Source organism: Streptomyces phyllanthi (assembly GCF_009377205.1).
GTDB classification, from domain to species: domain Bacteria; phylum Actinomycetota; class Actinomycetes; order Streptomycetales; family Streptomycetaceae; genus Streptomyces; species Streptomyces phyllanthi.
The window spans coordinates 25,005-43,512 of sequence record NZ_VJZE01000022.1 but is presented as its reverse complement, the minus strand read 5'-3'; the positions used below and the strand labels follow the sequence as shown (position 1 = coordinate 43,512).

The following is an 18,508-nucleotide window of genomic DNA, read 5'->3' as shown; positions in this document are numbered from 1 at the left end:
ATCCCCCCCTCACCCCCCTGCCTGGGAGGCTCCATGCTGTCCGCAGAATCCGCCGCCGTCGTCCGTGCCACCCTGCCCGCCGTCGCCGGAGCGCTCGACGAGATCACCACCCGCTTCTACGGCGCGATGTTCCGCGACCGGCCGGAACTGCTCGACGGGATGTTCAACCGCGGCAACCAGGCCAGCGGAGCCCAGCGCCAAGCCCTGGCCGGCTCGATCGCCGGCTTCGCGACCGCGCTGCTCGAACAGCCGGACGTCCGGCCCGACGCCCTGCTGTCCCGCATCGCGCACAAGCACGCCGCCGTCGGAGTCACCGACGACCAGTACACGATCGTGCACAAGTACCTCTTCGGCGCGATAGCCGAAGTACTGGGCGACGCGGTCACCCCTGAGGTGGCGGCCGCCTGGGACGAGGTGTACTGGCTGATGGCCGGTGCCCTGATCGCCCAGGAGGCACGCCTCTACCAGGACGCGGGCCTCCAGCCCGGCCAGACCTGGCGGCAGTGGACGGTCGTCGAACGCCACACCGAAACCCCGGACGTGATGTCCTTCCTGCTCCGCCCCGCCGACGGCGAACCGGCACCCCGAGCGCGGGCGGGCCAGTACGTCAGCGTGCGCCTGCGCATGCCCGACGGCATCCACCAGCTGCGCCAGTACAGCCTGTCCTCCGACCCGGGCGGAGACCTGCGCCGCATCACCGTCAAGCGGGTCGCCGCCACGGACGACACGCCGGACGGCGAGGTCTCCAACCTGCTCCACCGCCACGTGCGCGAAGGAGACGAACTGACGCTCTCCGCCCCCTTCGGCGACATCGTCCTCGACGACCCGGCCGACGCCACCACCCCCATCGTGCTGGTCTCCGCGGGCATCGGCTGCACCCCCATGACCGGCATGCTGGCCCATCTGGCCGCCCTCGGTTCGACCCGGCCGTTGCTGGTCCTGCACGCCGACCGCTCCCCCGCCGACCACGCCCTGCGCACCGAGACCCGGGAGCTCGTCGGCCAACTGCCGGACGCCCGCGCGGTCTTCTGGTACGAGCAGCCCGGCCCGGAGGAACCCGACACGCGCGAGGGCCTGATGAACCTCGACGGGATCGAACTGCCCGACGGCGCCACGGTGTTCCTGTGCGGGCCGCTGCCCTTCATGCGGGCGGTGCGCGGACAGCTGCTGGGCGCCGGGATTCCGGCACAGCGCATCCGCTACGAGGTCTTCGGCCCCGACCTGTGGCTGCCTGGCCCGGCTGCCTGAACGACCTTGCCCCCTCCAGAAAGGGAATCACCATGACCAGCGACAAGGCCCAGGCCACGCCCACGGTGCGGCTGCGTTCCGACGGCCCGGTGGACAAGGACACTCTCGACTACGCCCGCGCGAAGGTCGACGCCGTCGTCAGCCGGCCGGGGCTGCCCGCCGTCACCGGCGAGGTGCGGATCGTGCGGGCGGCCCGCCACGCGGAGCACCCCTGGTTGGCCACGGCCGACCTGCGTGTCGGTGGCCACCAGGTGGTGGTCCTCGCCGAGGAGGCCACCGGCCGGGAGGTCGTCGACAAACTGCAGGACCGGCTGCGCCGCCAGACCGACAAGGCCGCCCACGCCTGGGACGACGGCCACCGGGCGGCCGCGCCGCCGTGGCGTGGCGGTCGGCAGTCCGCGTAAGTCCACGATGAGCACGGCCCGTTCGGTGACGGTCCACCGACCGGGCCGTCGTCGTCTCTGCCCACCCACCGCGGCAGCCCGTCCGATGGGGCCGTCCGGACCAGGTGGGTGACCAACGGCCCACTGACGACGCCCCAGGAACCGGAAACAGTGGGATGTGCGGTTTCCCGGTCGACGGGCGAGAACGAGGAGTTGTGCGATGGCGAAGGCGTATCTGGTGGGCAGCGGTATCGCGGCGCTCGCCGCGGCCACGTTCCTGATCCGCGACGGCGGGTTCGACGGAGCGGACATCCACCTCTTCGAGGAGCAGCGGAACACCGGCGGCAGCCTGGACGCGGGTGGCACGGCGCATGCCGGCTACACCATGCGCGGCGGGCGCATGTTCGAGGCCGAGTACCGCTGCACGTACGACCTGCTCTCCGGCATTCCCACCCTCGACGACCCCTCCGTGTCGGTGACGCAGGAAATCCTGGCCGGCCACGAGGACTTCGCCTGGGACGACATGGCACGCCTCATCGACGGCGACGGGAAGATCGTCGACACCCGCTCGATGGGGTTCTCAGAGCGCGACCGGATGGATGTGGTCCGCTGCCTGGCAACTCCCGAGGGGCATCTGGACGGCAAGCGGATCACCGACTGCTTCAGCGAGCACTTCTTCACCACCACCTTCTGGTTCCTGTGGTGCACCACGTTCGCCTTCCAGCCCTGGCACAGCGCCATCGAGTTCCGCCGCTACCTCAAACGCTTCATCCACCTGGCCCCCGAGTTCGCCTCCATGACGAGCGCCTACGGCACCCGCTACAACCAGTACGACTCCATCGTGCGCCCCCTGACCACCTGGCTCCGTGAACGGGGCGTCACCGTCCACACCCGCTGCCACGTCACCGACCTCGCCTTCGCGCCAGGGCACCGGTCCACCACGGTCGAGCGCATCTACTTGACCCGCGACGGCCGTGACGAACAGATCGACGTGGCCCCCGACGACCTGGTCCTGGTCACCAACGGTTCCATGACCGACTCAACCAGCCTCGGCTCCCACTTCGCCGCCCCGCCGCCCCCTCCCCGGAAATCGGACCCCTGGCTGCTCTGGCACCGGCTGTCCAGGGGCCGCGACGACTTCGGGAACCCGGACGCCTTCGACAAGCGCGTCAAGGAGTCCCGCTGGGAGTCGTTCACGGTCACCGCCGAGGACCCGCTCTTCCTCGACGCCCTCGCGGAGTTCAGCGGCCGGGAGACCGGCCGGGGCGGGCTGATGACCTTCACCGACTCCAACTGGCTGCTCACCATCGTGGCGCCGCGCCAGCCCGTCTACCGCAACCAGCCCGAAGGCGTCTCGGTCTGGTGGGGCTACGGCCTGCGCCCCGGACGCTCCGGCAACCACACACCCAAGCCGATGACCATGTGCTCCGGCCGAGAGATCCTCGAAGAGGTCCTGCACCACCTGCCCTTCGACGAGTCGCTCGCGGCCCGCGTACTGCGGACGTCCACCGTCGTGCCCTGCCTGATGCCGTACATCACCAGCCAGTTCCTGGCACGCCGCCGCGACGACCGGCCGAAGGTCGTACCCGAGGGCTCGGTGAACCTCGCCTTCATCGGCCAGTTCGCCGAGGTGCCCGACGACGTCGTCTTCACCGTCGAGTACTCGGTCCGCACCGCCTGGACCGCGGTGTCCCAACTCCTCGAGCTCACCGAACGACCGCCCGCGGTCTACAAGGGCCATCACGACCCCCACGTGCTGGCCGCCGCTCTGGAGACCATGCATCGTCGGTGACCCGGAGCGGGACAAGGGAAGACACCCGCGATGTGGAGTCCTGCCAGGCAAGCGGTGCCGATCGTCTCGTAACTCGTGTGACACCGCGCCCCCGCTTCGGGCGGTTGAGGGCGCAGGCACCCCACCGCGTCAGGCTGCCCGCGCGGCGAGCCCGCACAGGATCCGCTCAGCCGGCAGTGCGGCGAGCCGCGCGTCGTGGGTGTACATGGGCTCCCGCGACGCCGGGCGCGGGCAGCGGGCCGCCGAGGAGATCGGCGGCGACACCCGGCCACTGGTCCTCGACGTGACGGGCGCCGACAGCATCCGGGAGGCCGCGGCCCTGATGGACCGCCCGGACGTCCTGGTCAACAACACGGGCGTCTCGCCCGGACCCGGCGCCGTGGTGGCACCGGGCGGAAGGGTCACCTCGTGTCCCAGTCGGCCCGTCGACAGGTCAGGCGTCCGCCGCGTGGGCTTGGGCCGATGAAGAAGGCCGAGCGGGGTGCTCTCGACCGTCACCGCCCCGCGTGACCCGCCACATCGCGGCGGGCCGCGCGCGTGTACATGGACGCGACGGCGAGGAACACCCCGACGATCACGGCCGGGGCGACAGCGGCCAACAGCCAGTCCAGCCCGTCCTCAGGTCCGGCGGCCAGCAGGACGGCCGCGGTCACCACGGCGGCAACCAGTCCGGAGCCGGTGAGGGCTGCGAAGACGTACCGCGAACGGGCATGGCTCCGGTGGCCGGGAGGCGAGGTGTCGCTCAGTGCCGCCCAGTGGCGGGCGATCTCCCTCGCCTCGTATCGGCGCTGCGCGCCGGCGCGTATCCGAAGCCCGGCTGTTGCCGTGGCGCCCACCACGGCCACGGCGCCGAGCGCCCACCACGCCAGGTGAACGATGAGCAGGGGAACAAAGCTCGCAGCCGTACCCCAGCCCGTCACACAAGCGGCCGCGGTGATCCGGCGGGAGACGGGCCGGTCGGCTCCTGCGCGCAGGTCGGCGAGTGCGGGCACGTACCAGACGCATCCGGACGCGGTCACCACCGCGACCCCCATCCCCAGGACAGCGTGGAACACGGCCTACCTCGCCGCCTCGAGTTCGGCGATCTCGGGGTGGTGCAGGTCGAAGGCCGGTGATTCGCTGCGGATGCGGGGCAGGGTGAGGAAGTTGTGCCGCGGCGGCGGGCACGAGGTGGCCCACTCCAGCGAGCGGCCGTAGCCCCACGGGTCGTCGGCCTCGATGCGCTTGCCGTACTTCGCGGTCTTCCAGACGTTGTAGAGGAACGGCAGGATCGACAGGCCCAGCAGGAACGCCCCGATCGAGGACAGGGTGTTGAGGGCCGTGAAGCCGTCGGCAGCGAGGTAGTCGGCGTACCGGCGCGGCATGCCCTCCGCGCCCAGCCAGTGCTGGACCAGGAACGTGAGGTGGAAGCCGACCGTGAGCGTCCAGAACGTGATCTTCCCGAGGCGCTCGTCGAGCATCTTGCCGGTGAACTTCGGCCACCAGAAGTGGAAGCCGGCGAACATCGCGTACACGACCGTGCCGAACACCGTGTAGTGGAAATGCGCCACGACGAAGTACGAGTCGGACAGGTGGAAGTCCATCGGCGGCGAGGCCAGTATCACGCCCGTCAGACCACCGAAGACGAAGGTGATGAGGAAGCCGGTGGTCCACAGCATCGGCGTCTCGAAGGACAGGCTGCCCTTCCACATCGTTCCGATCCAGTTGAAGAACTTCACCCCGGTCGGGACCGCGATCAGGAAGGTCATGAAGGAGAAGAACGGCAGCAGGACTCCCCCGGTGACGTACATGTGGTGCGCCCACACCGTCACGCTCAGGCCGGCGATGGCGATCGTCGCCCCGATCAGACCCATGTACCCGAACATCGGCTTGCGGGCGAAGACCGGGATGACCTCACTGACGATCCCGAAGAACGGCAGCGCCAGGATGTACACCTCGGGATGGCCGAAGAACCAGAACAGGTGCTGCCACAGCAGCGCACCGCCATTGGCCGGATCGAAGATGTGCGAGCCGAACTTGCGGTCGCACTCCAGCGCGAACAGCGCCGCCGCCAGGACCGGGAACACGATCAGGATCAGCAGTGCGGTCAGCAGCACGTTCCAGGTGAAGATCGGCATCCGGAACATCGTCATGCCCGGCGCGCGCAGACAAATGATCGTCGTGATGAAGTTGACCGCGCCGAGGATGCTGCCGAAACCGGAGAGCGCCACGCCCATGATCCACATGTCGGCGCCGAGGCCCGGCGAGTGGACGGCGTCCGACAGCGGGGCGTACAGGAACCAGCCGAAGTCCGCGGCCCCACCAGGGGTGAGGAAGCCGAACGCGGCGATCGAGGAGCCGAACAGGAACAGCCAGTAGGCGAGCATGTTCAGGCGGGGAAAGGCGACGTCCGGGGCGCCGATCTGCAGCGGCATGATCCAGTTGGCGAAGCCGGTGAACAGCGGCATCGCGAACATCAGCAGCATGATCGAGCCGTGCATGGTGAACGCCTGGTTGAACTGCTCGTTCGACATCACCTGCAGCCCGGGGCGGGCGAGTTCGGCACGCATCATCAGGGCCATCACGCCCCCGACGACGAAGAACACGAACGCGCTGACCAGGTACAGCGTTCCGATCTTCTTGTGGTCGGTGGTCGTCAGCCACTCCACCCAGGACGGCCGGTCCGCCGTCCGCACGGCTGTACCGGCCTCTCTGCGGACCGCGGGGCGTATCAGCGCCTCTCCCGCGTGCTTCACCTGGTCCAGCTGCGCCTCGTCCATCGGACGGCGTCCTCCCCATCTGCTCATGTCGCTCACAGACCGGGAAGCGCGCGCGTGCGGTGGAGGGCGCGGCGCTTCCCGGCCTCGACATGATCGTTGGCGGGGCCCCCTGGCCGGATAGGGTCGAACGGCCCCAGCATCAGCCACCGGTTGGGTCCAACGGCCCTTCTCCGCCCTGATCCAGGCCGGGCCGATACCAACTCCGGACGTCCTGGGCCCGGACCCGACGCCGGCCGTGCCGAGCGTGAAGCTGGTGCCGGGCACCAACACCAATGCAGCGCCGTCTACCGGCATACCGCGCGGGCTCTGGCCGCCCGGTGGTCCACGGTGGTGCTCGATGTGCCCGGGCAGCCCGGTCTGAGCGCGCCCCTCCGTCCGCGTCGCGGACGGTCGGCCTGGTATGGGCAGTGGCTCACCGAGGCACTGGAGCAGACCGTACAGGGGGCGCCCCCTTGTCCGAGGGGCCGCGGGACGACGGTCGATGCGGGCCGCGGGACGACGGTCGATGCGGTCGGCGGCCGGCAGGACTCAGGATGCCGCTGCCGTATCCGCCCGGCCGCACAGGGCGCGTTGCCTTGACGGATCCCTGACGCCGAAGCGGCCGGTCGCCCGGCCCCGGCCGGAACACCGTCCATGGGACCTACTGCGTGGCGGTGGCCGGAAGGTCCGTGGGGGACGGCGCGTGGCTGGGGGCGGCCGCGAGGGTCAGGACCATGGTGAGGCCACCACCGGGGGTGTCTTCGGCGTTCAGGGTGCCGCCCATGGCCTCGGCGAAGCCGCGGGCGACGGCGAGGCCGAGGCCGACTCCGGCTCCGCGCGGGGCGTCGCCGTATCTCTGGAAGGGTTCGAAGATGCGGTCCTTGGCCTCGTCGGGGACGCCGGGGCCGCGGTCGACGACGCGGATCTCCACACGATCGGCGAGGGCGCTCGCCGACACCGTCACCGATTCGCCTTCGGGGCTGTACTTGGCCGCGTTCTCGACGACGTTGGCGACGGAGCGCTCCAGCAGGCCCTTGTCGACGGCGACCATCGGCAGGGTTTCGGGGATGTCCAGGACGACGGCCGACTCGGGGTCGGGAATGCCGACGAGTGCCATGGGGACCACCTCGTCGAGGTCCACCTCGCGGATGAGCGGGTTGAGGGTGCCGGTCTGGAGGCGGGACATGTCGAGGAGGTTGCCGACGAGGTGGTCGAGGCGGTCGGCGCCCTCCTCTATCGCGGCCAGCAGCTCTGCCTGGTCCTCCTCGGACCACTCCACGTCGTCGGAGCGCAGCGAGGAGACGGATGCCTTGATGCCGGCGAGAGGTGTGCGCAGGTCATGGCTGACGGCGGCGAGCAGCGCCGTGCGGATGCGGTTGCCCTCGGCCAGTTCCTTGGCCTGGTCGGCCTCGTGCTGCAGGCGCTGGCGGTCCAGGACGACGGCGGCCTGGGCGGCGAAGGCGGCGAGTACGCGGCGGTCCTCGGCGGGCAGGACCCGGCCGGACAGGGCGAGCGCCATGTGGTCGCCGACGGGCATGTCCACGTCCGCGTCCTCCGGGCGCTCAACCGGCCGCGCGCTTCCCACACGGCCCGCACAGGTCCACGCGGCGACGTCGTTCTCGCGTTCCAGCAGGGCCACCGACTCCATGGCGAAGGTCTCCCTGACGCGTTCCAGCAGGGCTTCGAGGCTTGTTTCGCCACGCAGCACGCTGCCCGCGAGAAAGGAGAGGATCTCGGACTCGGCGCGCAGCCGGGCTGCCTGCTGGGTGCGCCGGGCGGCGAGGTCCACCACCGAGGCGACCGAGACGGCCACCGCGAAGAAGACGGCGATGGCGACGATGTTCCTGGGGTCGGAGATGGTCCAGGTACGAAGGGGCTCTGTGAAGAACCAGTTCAGGAGCGCCGAGCTGAAGGCGGCCGAGGCCAGCGCCGGGAGCTGTCCGCCGAGCAGGGCCGCGGCCACCGTCAGCGACAGGAACAGCAGCACGTTGTTGGCGAGGCCGAGATCCGCGGCGGTGTGGGTGAGCGTGAGGGCCAGCAGCAGCGGACCCGCCACGCCGACCAGCCAGCCCCAGATGATCCGTACCCTGCCGAGCCGGGCGCCCCGGGCGACGGGCAACCCGCGGCCCTTGCCCGCCTCGTCGTGGGTGATGAGGTGGACGTCGAGGTCGGGGCCGGAGTCCCGGGCGACCGTGGCGCCGACGCCGGGGCCGAAGACGTTCTGCCAGGTCTTGCGCCGCGAGACGCCCAGCACGATCTGGGTGGCGTTCACCCCACGCGCGAATGCCAGCAGCGCTTCGGGGATGTCGTCGCCTATCACGTGGTGGAAGGTGCCGCCCAGGTCCTCCACCAGGGTGCGCTGGACGGCCAGCTCCTTCGGGGAGACCGAGGTCAGTCCGTCACTGCGGGCGATGTAGACGGCCAGGACCTCGCCGCCTGCGCCCTTCTCCGCGAGGCGGGCGGCGCGGCGGATCAGCGTGCGGCCCTCCGGCCCGCCGGTCAGGCCCACCACGATCCGCTCGCGCGAACCCCAGATCTTCGACACCCGGTGCTCGCTGCGGTACTGCTGCAGGTACTCGTCGACCCGGTCGGCCACCCACAGCAGCGCCAGCTCCCGCAGCGCGGTGAGGTTGCCGGGCCGGAAGTAGTTGGACAGGGCGGCGTCGACCTTGTCCGGCTTGTAGATGTTGCCGTGGGCCATGCGGCGGCGCAGCGCCTGCGGCGACATGTCGACCAGTTCTATCTGGTCCGCCCGGCGCACGACCTCGTCCGGGACCGTCTCCTTCTGCCGTACGCCGGTGATCGACTCGACGACATCGCCCAGTGACTCCAGGTGCTGGATGTTCACGGTCGACACGACGTCGATCCCGGCGTCCAGCAGTTCCCCGACGTCCTGCCAGCGCTTGGTGTTGCGGGAGCCGGGGACGTTGGTGTGGGCGAGTTCGTCCACGAGGGCCACCTGCGGACGCCTCGCCAGGACCGCCTCCACGTCCATCTCCGTGAACGTGGTGTCCCGGTACTCCACGTCCCTGCGCGGGATCTGCTCAAGGCCGTGCAGCATCACCTCGGTACGCGGCCGGTGGTGGTGCTCGACGAAGGCGACGACGCAGTCGGTGCCGCGCTCGGTGCGTCGGTGCGCCTCGGACAGCATGGCGTAGGTCTTGCCGACGCCAGGTGCCGCGCCGAGGTAGATCCGGAGCTTGCCGCGTGCCATCGTCTCGTCTCTGTCGTGCGGGATCTGTCGCTGTTGTGCGGGATCTGTCGTGCGGGATGAGGCGGGTCGCCAGTCGGCTCAGGTCTCGAAGCGGTAGCCCATGCCCGGCTCGGTGATCAGGTAGCGGGGGTGAGCGGGGTCCGTCTCGAGTTTGCGCCTGAGCTGGGCCATGTACACCCGAAGGTAATTCGTCTTGGTGGCGTATGCGGGGCCCCAGACCTCTTGGAGGAGCTGCCTCTGCGTGACCAGGCGGCCGGGGTTGGTGACCAGGATCTCCAGCAGGTGCCACTCCGTCGGGGTCAGCCGGATGTCACGGCCGTCACGGCCGGCCTTCTTGGCCAGCAGGTCGATGGTGAAGTCGCCCGTGCGGACCAGGGTCGTCTCGGGAGCCAGTGGCACGGTCTCGGTGCGGCGGACGGCGGCGCGCAGCCGGGCGAGCAACTCGTCCATGCTGAACGGCTTGGTGATGTAGTCGTCAGCGCCTGCGTCCAGAGCGGCGACCTTCTCCTCGGAGGCCCGGCGGGCGGAGAGGACGAGGATGGGCGTCCTGGTCCAGCCGCGGAGCGCCTTGATCACCTCGACCCCGTCCATGTCGGGCAGACCGAGGTCGAGAAGGACCACGTCGGGCCGGCGAGCGGCGGCGAGGCGCAGGGCCGTGGTGCCGTCGGGCGCCGCGTCCACTCCGTACTGCCGGGCCTGCATGTTGATCACAAGGGCTCGTACGAGCTGTGGATCGTCCTCCACCACCAGCACCCGGGTCATCGGCGTGCGGCCTTCCTGTCTTCGGCGGACGGGGTCAGGCGTTCGAAGCCGCGCCGGGGGCTTGGGGGCCGCGGGCTCCCGGCCCGCCCGCCCTCGGTCGCGGCCCTTCCTGCCGAGGCCATCAGTTCGTGGCCAGTTCCCTGAGTGCGATGTTGAGTTCGAGGACGTTGACGCGCGGCTGGTCCAGGAAGCCGAGCGTACGGGCCCGCGTGTGCTCCTTGACCAGCTCGGCCACCTGGGCGACGGGCAGCCCGTTGGCCTCGGCGACCCGCCTGACCTGGATGTCCGCGTACTGGGGGGAGATGTCCGGGTCGATGGCGGAGGCGGAGCCGGTGACCGCGTCGGCAGGCACCTCGGACTCGGGCACGCCGTTGAACCGGGCGACCTGCTTCTTGGCCTCCTTCACGTCCCTGACGAGGTTCGGGTTGTCGGCGCTGAGCTGGCTGGAGCCGGTGGCCAGCGGGTCGTAGCCGCTGTTGGAGGGACGGCCCTGGAACCACTTCGGGTCCGGCTTGTCCGTGCCCTTGATGTTCCAGCTCTGGCCGATCAGTCTCGAGCCGACCTCGTTGCCGTCCACCTTCACCATCGAGCCGTTGGCCTTGTCATGGAAGGCCAGTTGTCCGATGCCGGTCACAGCCAGCGGGTAGAGGATGCCGGTCACCACGGTGAGGACGAGCAGCATGCGCAGGGCCGCCCAGAGCATCCGCGCGGTGTTCACCACAGAAGTGTTCATGTCCTTCACCCGATCCCGGGGATCAGCGAGATGAGTACGTCGATGAGCTTGATGCCGATGAACGGGGCGATGAGCCCGCCCAGTCCGTAGATGCCGAGATTGCGGCGGAGCATCCGGTCCGCGCTCATCGGCCGGTACTGCACGCCGCGCAGGGCGAGCGGTACGAGCGCGATGATGATCAGTGCGTTGAAGACGACGGCGGACAGGATCGCCGACTCAGGGCTCGCCAGGCCCATGATGTTGAGCTTGTCGAGGGACGGGTAGGCGACGGCGAACATGGCCGGGATGATCGCGAAGTACTTCGCGACGTCGTTGGCGATGGAGAAGGTCGTCAACGCGCCCCGGGTGATGAGGAGTTGCTTGCCGATCTCGACGATCTCGATGAGCTTGGTCGGGTTGGAGTCGAGGTCGACCATGTTGCCGGCCTCCTTGGCGGCCGACGTACCGGTGTTCATCGCCACGCCGACGTCCGCCTGTGCCAGGGCCGGGGCGTCGTTCGTGCCGTCGCCGGTCATCGCGACCAGCTTGCCGCCCGCCTGCTCCCGCTTGATCAGCGCCATCTTGTCCTCGGGCGTGGCCTCCGCGAGGAAGTCGTCGACCCCGGCCTCGTCAGCGATCGCCTTGGCGGTGAGCGGATTGTCGCCCGTGATCATGATCGTCCTGATGCCCATGCGGCGCAGCTCCTCGAACCGCTCCCGCATGCCGTCCTTGACGACGTCCTTGAGGTGGATGACGCCCAGGACGCGGACGCCCCGGTCGTCCTGGACGGCGACCAGCAGCGGGGTGCCGCCCGCCTCGGAGATCCGGTCGGCGATGCCGTCGGCGTCCTCGGACACGGTGCCGCCCTGCTCCCGTACCCAGGCGATGACCGAACCGGCCGCACCCTTGCGGACCTTGCGCCCGTCGACGTCCACACCCGACATCCGGGTCTGGGCGGTGAAGGCGATCCACTCGGCGTGCGCCAGCTCGCCCTGGTGCCGCTCGCGCAGCCCGTACTCCTCCTTCGCCAGTACGACGATGGAGCGGCCCTCGGGTGTCTCGTCGGCCAGCGACGACAGCTGGGCGGCGTCGGCGACCTCGGCGGCCGTCACACCGCGTACCGGCACGAACTCGGCGGCCTGCCGGTTGCCGAGCGTGATGGTGCCGGTCTTGTCGAGCAGCAGCGTGGAGACGTCACCGGCGGCCTCGACCGCACGTCCGGACATGGCGAGCACATTGCGCTGCACCAGCCGGTCCATGCCCGCGATACCGATCGCCGACAGCAGCGCACCGATGGTGGTGGGGATCAGGCAGACCAGCAACGCGGTGAGCACGATCATCGAGGTCTGCTTGTCGGCGCCCGCATAGATCGCGAAGGGCTTCAGCGTCACGACCGCGAGGAGGAAGACGATCGTCAGCGAGGCGAGCAGGATGTTCAGCGCGATCTCGTTCGGCGTCTTCTGCCGGGCCGCACCCTCGACCAGGTTGATCATCCGGTCGATGAAGGTCTCGCCGGGCTTCGTGGTGATCTTGATGACGATCCGGTCGGACAGCACCTTCGTACCGCCGGTCACGGCGCTTCGGTCACCCCCCGACTCGCGGATCACCGGCGCCGACTCACCGGTGATGGCCGACTCGTCGACGCTCGCGACGCCCTCGACGACGTCACCGTCGCCGGAGATGATGTCGCCCGCCTCGCAGACGACCATGTCGCCGATCCGCAGCTCGGTGCCGGGAACACGCTCTTCGGAGTCCCCGGTGATCCGGCGCGCGACCGTGTCGGTCTTGGCCTTGCGCAGGGTGTCGGCCTGCGCCTTGCCGCGGCCCTCGGCAACCGCCTCCGCCAGGTTGGCGAAGACAACGGTCAGCCACAGCCATGCGGCGATCACCCAGCCGAACCAGTCCCCCGGGTCCTTGACCGCCAGCGCGGTGGTGACCACCGAGCCGACCAGCACGACGAACATCACGGGCGACTTGACCATCACCCGCGGGTCGAGCTTGCGGAAGGCGTCCGGCAAGGACGTGACCAGCTGCCCGGGGTCGAACAGGCCGGCGCCGACGCGACCCTCGGACGGCCTGTGCCCGGTCGGTACGTCCTGGTGCGGCGCTCGGCTCTGGAGGGCCGTGGGCATCGGGTCCTCGTGCTTCCTGGTGTCGGTGGTCATGCCGCCAGCCCCTCCGCGAGCGGGCCCAGGGCGAGGGCCGGGAAGAACGTCAGACCGGTGATGATCAGGATCGCGCCCACCAGCAGCCCGGTGAACAGCGGCTTCTCGGTGCGCAGCGTGCCCGCCGTGGCCGGGACGGGCTTCTGCTCGGCGAGCGAGCCGGCCAGCGCCAGCACGAACACCATGGGCACGAACCGGCCCAGCGCCATGCACAGGCCCAGCGTCGTGTTGAAGAACTCCGTGTCGGCACCGAAGCCCGCGAACGCGGAGCCGTTGTTGTTGGACGCGGACGTGTAGGCATACAGGACCTCGGAGAAACCGTGGGCGCCCATGTTGGTCATGGCGTCCTTGCCGTCCGGCAGGGCCATGGCCACCGCGGTGCCGGTCAGGACCAGCGCCGGGGTGACGAGGATGTAGCAGGCGGCCAGTTTGATCTCTCGGGTGCCGATCTTCCTGCCCAGGTACTCGGGCGTACGGCCGACCATCAGTCCGGCGATGAAGACGGCGATGATCGCCATGATCAGCATGCCGTAGAGGCCGGAGCCGACACCGCCGGGCGCGATCTCACCGATCATCATGCCGAGCAGCAGAACGCCTCCCGACAGGCCCTGGTAGGAGTCGTGGAAGGAGTTGACCGACCCGGTCGAGGTCATGGTCGTCGACACGGCGAACAGCGATGACGGGCCCTCGCCGAAGCGCTGTTCCTTGCCCTCCATCGAACCGCCGGCGATCTGTGAGGCGGCACCCGGGTGGGCGTACTCGACCCAGGTCACCGCGACCACGGCGAGGAGCCAGATGATCCCCATGGCGGCGACGACGGCGTAGCCCTGCTTGACGTTGCCGACCATCTTGCCGAAGGTGCGCGGCAGTGAGAACGGGATCACCAGCAGCAGGAAGATCTCCAGCAGGTTGGTGAAGCCGCCCGGGTTCTCGAACGGGTGGGCGGAGTTGGCGTTGAAGAAACCGCCTCCGTTGGTGCCGACATCCTTGATGGCCTCCTGCGAGGCCACGGCGCCGGGGCTGATGGCCTGCTTGTCACCGGTGAGGGTGGTGATGGTGTGGATGTCGCCGAAGTTCTGGATGGCACCGGCGGCGATCAGCAGCACGGCCGCGACCACGGAGATCGGGATCAGGATGCGGACGGTGCCGCGCACCAGGTCGGTCCAGAAGTTTCCCAGGTCCCCGGTGCGGATGGGGGTCCCCCCGCTCGAGCGGAGCCGAGAGTGGGGGAGGGCGAAGCCGCGCACGAGCGCCACGGCGACGGCGATGCCGACGGCCGCGGAGACGAAGTTCTGCACGGCCAGACCGGCGGTCTGGGTGACGTGGCTCATCGCCGTCTCACCCGAGTACGACTGCCAGTTGGTGTTGGACACGAACGACACGGCCGTGTTGAACGCCTGGTCCGTGCTGATCGGCTCGAAGCCGAGTGACAGCGGCAGCTTGTCCTGCACCCGCTGAAGCAGGTACAGGAACAGCACGCTCACCGCGGAGAAGGCCAGCACACCGCGCAGGTAGGCGGGCCAGCGCATCTCCGCGTCCGGGTTGGCACCCACGGCTCGGTAGATCCACTTCTCGACGCGCAGGTGCCGCTCGGAAGAGTAGACGGCGGCCATGTAGTCGCCGAACGGGCGGTGCACCAGCGCGAGCGCACCGATCAGCGCGACGACAAGGAGCAGGTCGGCAAGTACGGGACTCATCGGCGTACTCAGAACCTCTCCGGGAAGATCAGGGCGAGGACGAGGTAGCCCAGCAGGGCGACCGCCACGACCAGTCCGACGATGTTCTCGGCGGTCACAGCTTCGCCACCCCCTTGGCGACGAGGACCACCACTGCGAACACCGCGATCGTGGTGATGACGAAGGCCACGTCGGCCATCGCAAGCTCCTGGATGAGGTGCGGGAAATCCCCGAGAGGATTCGGACCACCTCAGGAAACCCGTCCGGGCTCTCGGCGTCAGCAGCCCTTGACGCCCTCCATACGGCGATGTGCTGACCTTTGACGCGGTCCATACGCCCCGCCCCGCGCCAGCCGCACGCGACCGTCTCCTGCCGCCCACCCCTGGAGGGGGCACAACACCCCGCGCAGCCCCGTCGCGCCGGGCCTCCGGCCTGCGGGACCGTTCCGGCAGCCTCGGTCGCCCCCTGTCTCGCGCGCCTCAGCTGAGCTCGGCGAAGGTCTCCACCGCGTGGGTCTTGCCCGTGACCACGATGACGTCGCCCTTCTGGACGACCGTTTCGGCGGTGGCGTACGTGAAGTCCTCGCCGGGGCGTTTGATGCCGACGACCGTGACCCCGTACGTGCTGCGAACCTGACTCCGGGCGAGCGGGACGCCGGTGGCGATGTCCGGGGCCACGGTCTTCACCAGGGCGTAGTCGTCGTCGAACTCGATGAAGTCCAGCATCCGTCCGGTGACCAGGTGGGCTACACGCTCACCCATCTCATGCTCGGGCAGGACGACGTGGTGGACGCCTAGGCGCTCGAGGATCTGGCCGTGCTGGCGGCTGATGGCCTTGGCCCAGATGTTGGGCACCTCCGCCTCCAGCAGGTTGGAGCTGACCAGGATGCTCGCCTCGATGTCGGTACCGATGCCGACGACAGCGCTGGTGAACTCGTGGACGCCGAGCTGGTGCAGCACCTCGGGGTCGGTGCAGTCGGCGACCGCCGAGTGGGCAGGCCGTCGCTGTGCCTCTGCACGAGGCGGGCGTCGCTGTCGATGCCGAGGACGTCCCAGCCGCGGTGCATCAGCTCGTTGGCCAACGAGCTGCCGAAACGGCCGAGGCCGATCACCGCGACCCGCTGGTCTCCGGCGGGCTTGGTGGGCTGGTCGGCGAGGCGCTTGCGGCGGCGTCGGCGCAGGGAGTGCAGGTGGTTAACCAATGGCGGGTCGCTCCTCGGGCGGTTCGTAGCGGCGGACGCGCTCGCGCAGGGCCAGCGCCGAAACCAGGGTGACGTGGTGCCGGCCGTGGTGTACGCCGCCACCGTCACCGTCGGCGGGGGCAGCCTGGAGGGCTGGGCCGTGCCCATGGCCACCGACATCGCCTTCGCCCTCGCGGTGCTGGCCGTCCTCAGCACCCATCTACCGTCCGCCCTCCGCGCCTTTCTGCTCACCCTCGCCGTCGTCGACGACCTCGGTGCGATCCTCGTCATCGCGGTCTTCTTCACCAGTGATCTGAATGTCGCCGCCCTCGGCGGAGCCCTCGCCGGGCTGGTCGTCTTCTACGTACTCCAGCGGTACCGCGTGCGCGGCTGGTGGTGGTACGTACCTCTCGGCATCGCCATCTGGGCCCTGATGTACAACGGGGGCGTCCACGCCACCGTCGCCGGGGTGGCCATGGGTCTGATCCTGCGCACCACCCGTGACAAGGGCGAGGACGCCTCCCCTGCCGAGCGGACCTCCCATCTGCTGCACCCGGTCTCGGCAGGAGTCGCGGTTCCGCTCTTCGCTCTCTTCGCCGCAGGCGTCGCAGTCTCCGCCGCGTCGCTGGGTGAGGTGTTCACCCAGCCGGAGCCGCTCGGCGTGGTGCTGGGCCTGGTCACCGGAAAGACCTTCGGCATCTTCGCGGGCACCTACCTCGCCGCGCGCTTCACCCGGGCCCGCCTCAACCCCGACCTGGCCTGGGCCGACGTGTTCGCCCTGGCGGTGCTCGCCGGAATCGGGTTCACCGTCGCCCTGCTGATCGGAGAACTCGCCTTCCCCGACCCGGCCGATGCCGAGCACATCAAGGCCGCCGTGCTCCTCGGCTCGCTGATCGCCGCGACCCTGGCAGCGCTGCTGATCAAGCGCCGCAACGGGATCTACCGCCGCCTGTGGGAGGAGGAGACGCGGGATGAGGACGCCGACGGCATCCCCGACATCTACCAGCGGACCAGCCCCGGACGCGGCAGCGCCACGGGCGACGGCTGAGGAGGACCCCCATGCGCGCACGGGATCTCGCCGAGCCCTACCCCTTCGTGACCACGGACGACGACGCCGTCGACGGGGCGCGCACGCCGGCGGGACAGTCGCTGCCCGCCCTGCCGGTCCTGGTCGCAGCGAGTGTGAACGTCCTGACCGGGCCGAGTCATCGCACCTGCGCGCTCGCGCCCCCCACCAGGGCTGCGAAGTACTCCCTGTCCTGCTGGTCGTTGAGGTTCACGGTCTCGTACCGGTGGCGCGGCCACAGAGGGCGGCCCTCGATCCACGGGACGACGGTCGGGCCGTCGTCGAGCCAACCGCGCAGGTCGGCGATGCCCACCTGGGGCGGCATGCCTCGCCAGGGGTGTTTGGACGTGCCCGGCGGATTGACCTCCATGGCGGCTTCCGGCAGGTCGTCCGGGCCGCCGTGGGCCGGGAAGAACACCAGGACCAGCCCGTCGTCCAGGCCGGGCAACAGAACGTAGCGCCTGGGGACGGGAACAGGAGCACGCGCGGCCCGCACCAGGGCCTTCACCGCGGGTACGCCGTGGACCGCCCGGCGACCGAACCGCAGGGCGTTGAACGCCGAGAGAGCCGCGAGGATCAAGGGCACGTCGATTTCGGCGTCCCTGGCCAGGAGCCACCACGTCAGCAGCATCGCCACAGCGAAGGCCGCGTTGACCGCGGTCGGCCAGAGCTGTGAGACCTCCAGCAGGGCGCGAACCCGCCACCACGGCGGCAGCACACGGATGTCAGGGGCGTGCGGCGGCGACGCCCCGTCCGGGCCCGGGAAGCCGCGACGGGCGGCTGGTTCCACCATGGCCGCGTACGAAAGATCAAGGGCCTTGCCGTGACCGGCCATGTCACCGGCAGGGGTCTGTGGCTGCACGGGGCTGGGCCGGTCCATGAGTCCCTGCTGTTCTGCCGCCTGGACGTCGCTGCGGCGGGTCCGCGCCGTACGAGTGCGGCGGGCCCACAGCAACCCCTCTCCGCCCGGTTGTGCGAGGACGCCTCCGGTGCGCGGGTCGCCGCACCACCACAGCACCCCACCGGGGTCGGGGTTGGCCAGGTGATAGCGCGGGGCCACCGTGCTCACCGTCAGCAGGATCAGATCGCCGCTCGCGGGGTGACGCAGCACCACGCGCGGCGAGCCCAGACCAGGCGGTATGCCAACAGCGGCACAGGCAGTCCACGGGTGGGCGGCAAGAACCCGCCGCATACGGCGGCAGTTGACGAGTGTCGCCCCTCCGACGGCGACAGCGACCGGCCCGCCTCCGACGCAGAAGACGGCCATGTCGCTCAGCCAGCCGATACCGGCTTCGTCGGCGCTCGGACCGACTGCCAGCCCGATGACGACGGCGCTGAGGCCCGCCCCGATCCAGAGCCAGGCATGCCGCCGGTGTCCGGCGAGACCGAGCGCGGTCCTGGGAAGGGCCATGGCGACCGGCACGTCCGGCATCGGGAGGGACCTACGCATGCGGGCCACCGCCTCTTCGACCACCGACGGTCGCCGCGAGTCCGCTCCGGACCGATTCGACGGCCAGGGCTCCTGCCATGGGGGGCTCCCCTTCTCCTCGCTCTGTGATGTGCCGGGCGATC

General features: G+C 70.0%; 13 protein-coding genes and 3 pseudogenes. 5 read left to right on the top strand and 11 right to left on the bottom strand.

All coding sequences use genetic code 11. The features are described 5' to 3' along the window. Window positions 1-33 precede the first annotated feature (33 nt). The 4 genes and pseudogenes from FNH04_RS05990 to FNH04_RS05975 all read left to right on the top strand — a co-directional run. Window positions 34-1,248, top strand: coding sequence for a globin domain-containing protein (locus tag FNH04_RS05990; protein WP_152781014.1), 1,215 nt, complete (start codon window positions 34-36; stop codon window positions 1,246-1,248). Between the two features lie 32 nt (window positions 1,249-1,280). Next, window positions 1,281-1,652, top strand: coding sequence for a hypothetical protein (locus FNH04_RS05985; protein ID WP_152781012.1), 372 nt, complete (start codon window positions 1,281-1,283; stop codon window positions 1,650-1,652). 157 nt (window positions 1,653-1,809) lie between these two features. Then, window positions 1,810-3,423, top strand: a complete 1,614-nt coding sequence (locus FNH04_RS05980; protein WP_322722638.1) for an oleate hydratase — start codon at window positions 1,810-1,812, stop codon at window positions 3,421-3,423. A gap of 199 nt (window positions 3,424-3,622) precedes the next feature. Further along, window positions 3,623-3,790, top strand: a pseudogene (locus FNH04_RS05975) (short-chain dehydrogenase); the annotation flags it as partial. A gap of 127 nt (window positions 3,791-3,917) precedes the next feature. On the opposite strand, the gene FNH04_RS05970 reads toward FNH04_RS05975, so the two are convergent. The 10 genes and pseudogenes from FNH04_RS05970 to FNH04_RS48555 all read right to left on the bottom strand — a co-directional run. After that, complete coding sequence (locus FNH04_RS05970) at window positions 3,918-4,478, bottom strand: hypothetical protein (RefSeq protein WP_322722637.1); 561 nt, start codon at window positions 4,476-4,478, stop codon at window positions 3,918-3,920. 3 nt (window positions 4,479-4,481) lie between these two features. Further along, the gene (gene ctaD, locus FNH04_RS05965) at window positions 4,482-6,209 is read right to left on the bottom strand and encodes an aa3-type cytochrome oxidase subunit I (RefSeq protein ID WP_386573763.1); all 1,728 of its coding nucleotides are present in this window, start codon (window positions 6,207-6,209) and stop codon (window positions 4,482-4,484) included. A gap of 613 nt (window positions 6,210-6,822) precedes the next feature. Beyond that, complete coding sequence (locus FNH04_RS05960) at window positions 6,823-9,375, bottom strand: sensor histidine kinase (RefSeq protein WP_152781005.1); 2,553 nt, start codon at window positions 9,373-9,375, stop codon at window positions 6,823-6,825. 78 nt (window positions 9,376-9,453) lie between these two features. After that, window positions 9,454-10,137, bottom strand: a complete 684-nt coding sequence (locus FNH04_RS05955; RefSeq protein WP_152781003.1) for a response regulator — start codon at window positions 10,135-10,137, stop codon at window positions 9,454-9,456. Window positions 10,138-10,258: 121 nt separating this feature from the next. Beyond that, entirely contained in the window at window positions 10,259-10,870 is a 612-nt protein-coding gene (kdpC, locus tag FNH04_RS05950; protein WP_152781001.1) for a potassium-transporting ATPase subunit KdpC, read from the bottom strand. Window positions 10,871-10,875: 5 nt separating this feature from the next. After that, a complete protein-coding gene (gene kdpB / locus FNH04_RS05945) occupies window positions 10,876-13,014 on the bottom strand; it encodes a potassium-transporting ATPase subunit KdpB (RefSeq protein ID WP_152780999.1) in 2,139 nt (712 codons plus the stop codon). Continuing rightward, window positions 13,011-14,711 (bottom strand): potassium-transporting ATPase subunit KdpA, encoded by a 1,701-nt coding sequence (kdpA, locus tag FNH04_RS05940; protein WP_152780997.1) that lies wholly within the window; start codon window positions 14,709-14,711, stop codon window positions 13,011-13,013. Before kdpA ends, kdpB begins: the two co-directional genes overlap by 4 nt. Before the next feature lie 8 nt (window positions 14,712-14,719). Next, window positions 14,720-14,809, bottom strand: coding sequence for a K(+)-transporting ATPase subunit F (kdpF, locus tag FNH04_RS05935; protein WP_016434100.1), 90 nt, complete (start codon window positions 14,807-14,809; stop codon window positions 14,720-14,722). A gap of 360 nt (window positions 14,810-15,169) precedes the next feature. Next, on the bottom strand, window positions 15,170-15,415 hold the full coding sequence (locus tag FNH04_RS47405; protein WP_228031177.1) for a cation:proton antiporter regulatory subunit: 246 nt from the start codon (window positions 15,413-15,415) through the stop codon (window positions 15,170-15,172). A 105-nt stretch (window positions 15,416-15,520) separates the two neighbouring features. Continuing rightward, a pseudogene (locus tag FNH04_RS48555) lies at window positions 15,521-15,756 on the bottom strand (NAD-binding protein); the annotation flags it as partial. Between the two features lie 202 nt (window positions 15,757-15,958). Between FNH04_RS48555 and FNH04_RS05920 the strand changes: the two are divergent. Then, window positions 15,959-16,918 (top strand): annotated as a pseudogene (locus FNH04_RS05920) (Na+/H+ antiporter NhaA); the annotation flags it as partial. A 157-nt stretch (window positions 16,919-17,075) separates the two neighbouring features. On the opposite strand, the gene FNH04_RS05915 reads toward FNH04_RS05920, so the two are convergent. Next, entirely contained in the window at window positions 17,076-18,386 is a 1,311-nt protein-coding gene (locus FNH04_RS05915) for a hypothetical protein (RefSeq protein ID WP_152780993.1), read from the bottom strand. Between the last annotated feature and the right edge of the window lie 122 nt (window positions 18,387-18,508).

Excerpts from the sequence above, each read along its gene's own strand:
- FNH04_RS05990 (WP_152781014.1), top strand. The coding sequence starts at position 34 with ATGCTGTCCGCAGAATCCGCCGCCGTCGTCCGTGCCACCCTGCCCGCC.
- FNH04_RS05985 (WP_152781012.1), top strand. The coding sequence starts at position 1,281 with ATGACCAGCGACAAGGCCCAGGCCACGCCCACGGTGCGGCTGCGTTCC.
- ctaD (WP_386573763.1), bottom strand. The coding sequence starts at position 6,209 with ATGAGCAGATGGGGAGGACGCCGTCCGATGGACGAGGCGCAGCTGGAC.
- FNH04_RS05960 (WP_152781005.1), bottom strand. The coding sequence starts at position 9,375 with ATGGCACGCGGCAAGCTCCGGATCTACCTCGGCGCGGCACCTGGCGTC.
- FNH04_RS05955 (WP_152781003.1), bottom strand. The coding sequence starts at position 10,137 with ATGACCCGGGTGCTGGTGGTGGAGGACGATCCACAGCTCGTACGAGCC.
- kdpC (WP_152781001.1), bottom strand. The coding sequence starts at position 10,870 with ATGAACACTTCTGTGGTGAACACCGCGCGGATGCTCTGGGCGGCCCTG.
- kdpB (WP_152780999.1), bottom strand. The coding sequence starts at position 13,014 with ATGACCACCGACACCAGGAAGCACGAGGACCCGATGCCCACGGCCCTC.
- kdpA (WP_152780997.1), bottom strand. The coding sequence starts at position 14,711 with ATGAGTCCCGTACTTGCCGACCTGCTCCTTGTCGTCGCGCTGATCGGT.
- FNH04_RS47405 (WP_228031177.1), bottom strand. The coding sequence starts at position 15,415 with ATGCTGGACTTCATCGAGTTCGACGACGACTACGCCCTGGTGAAGACC.
- FNH04_RS05915 (WP_152780993.1), bottom strand. The coding sequence starts at position 18,386 with ATGCGTAGGTCCCTCCCGATGCCGGACGTGCCGGTCGCCATGGCCCTT.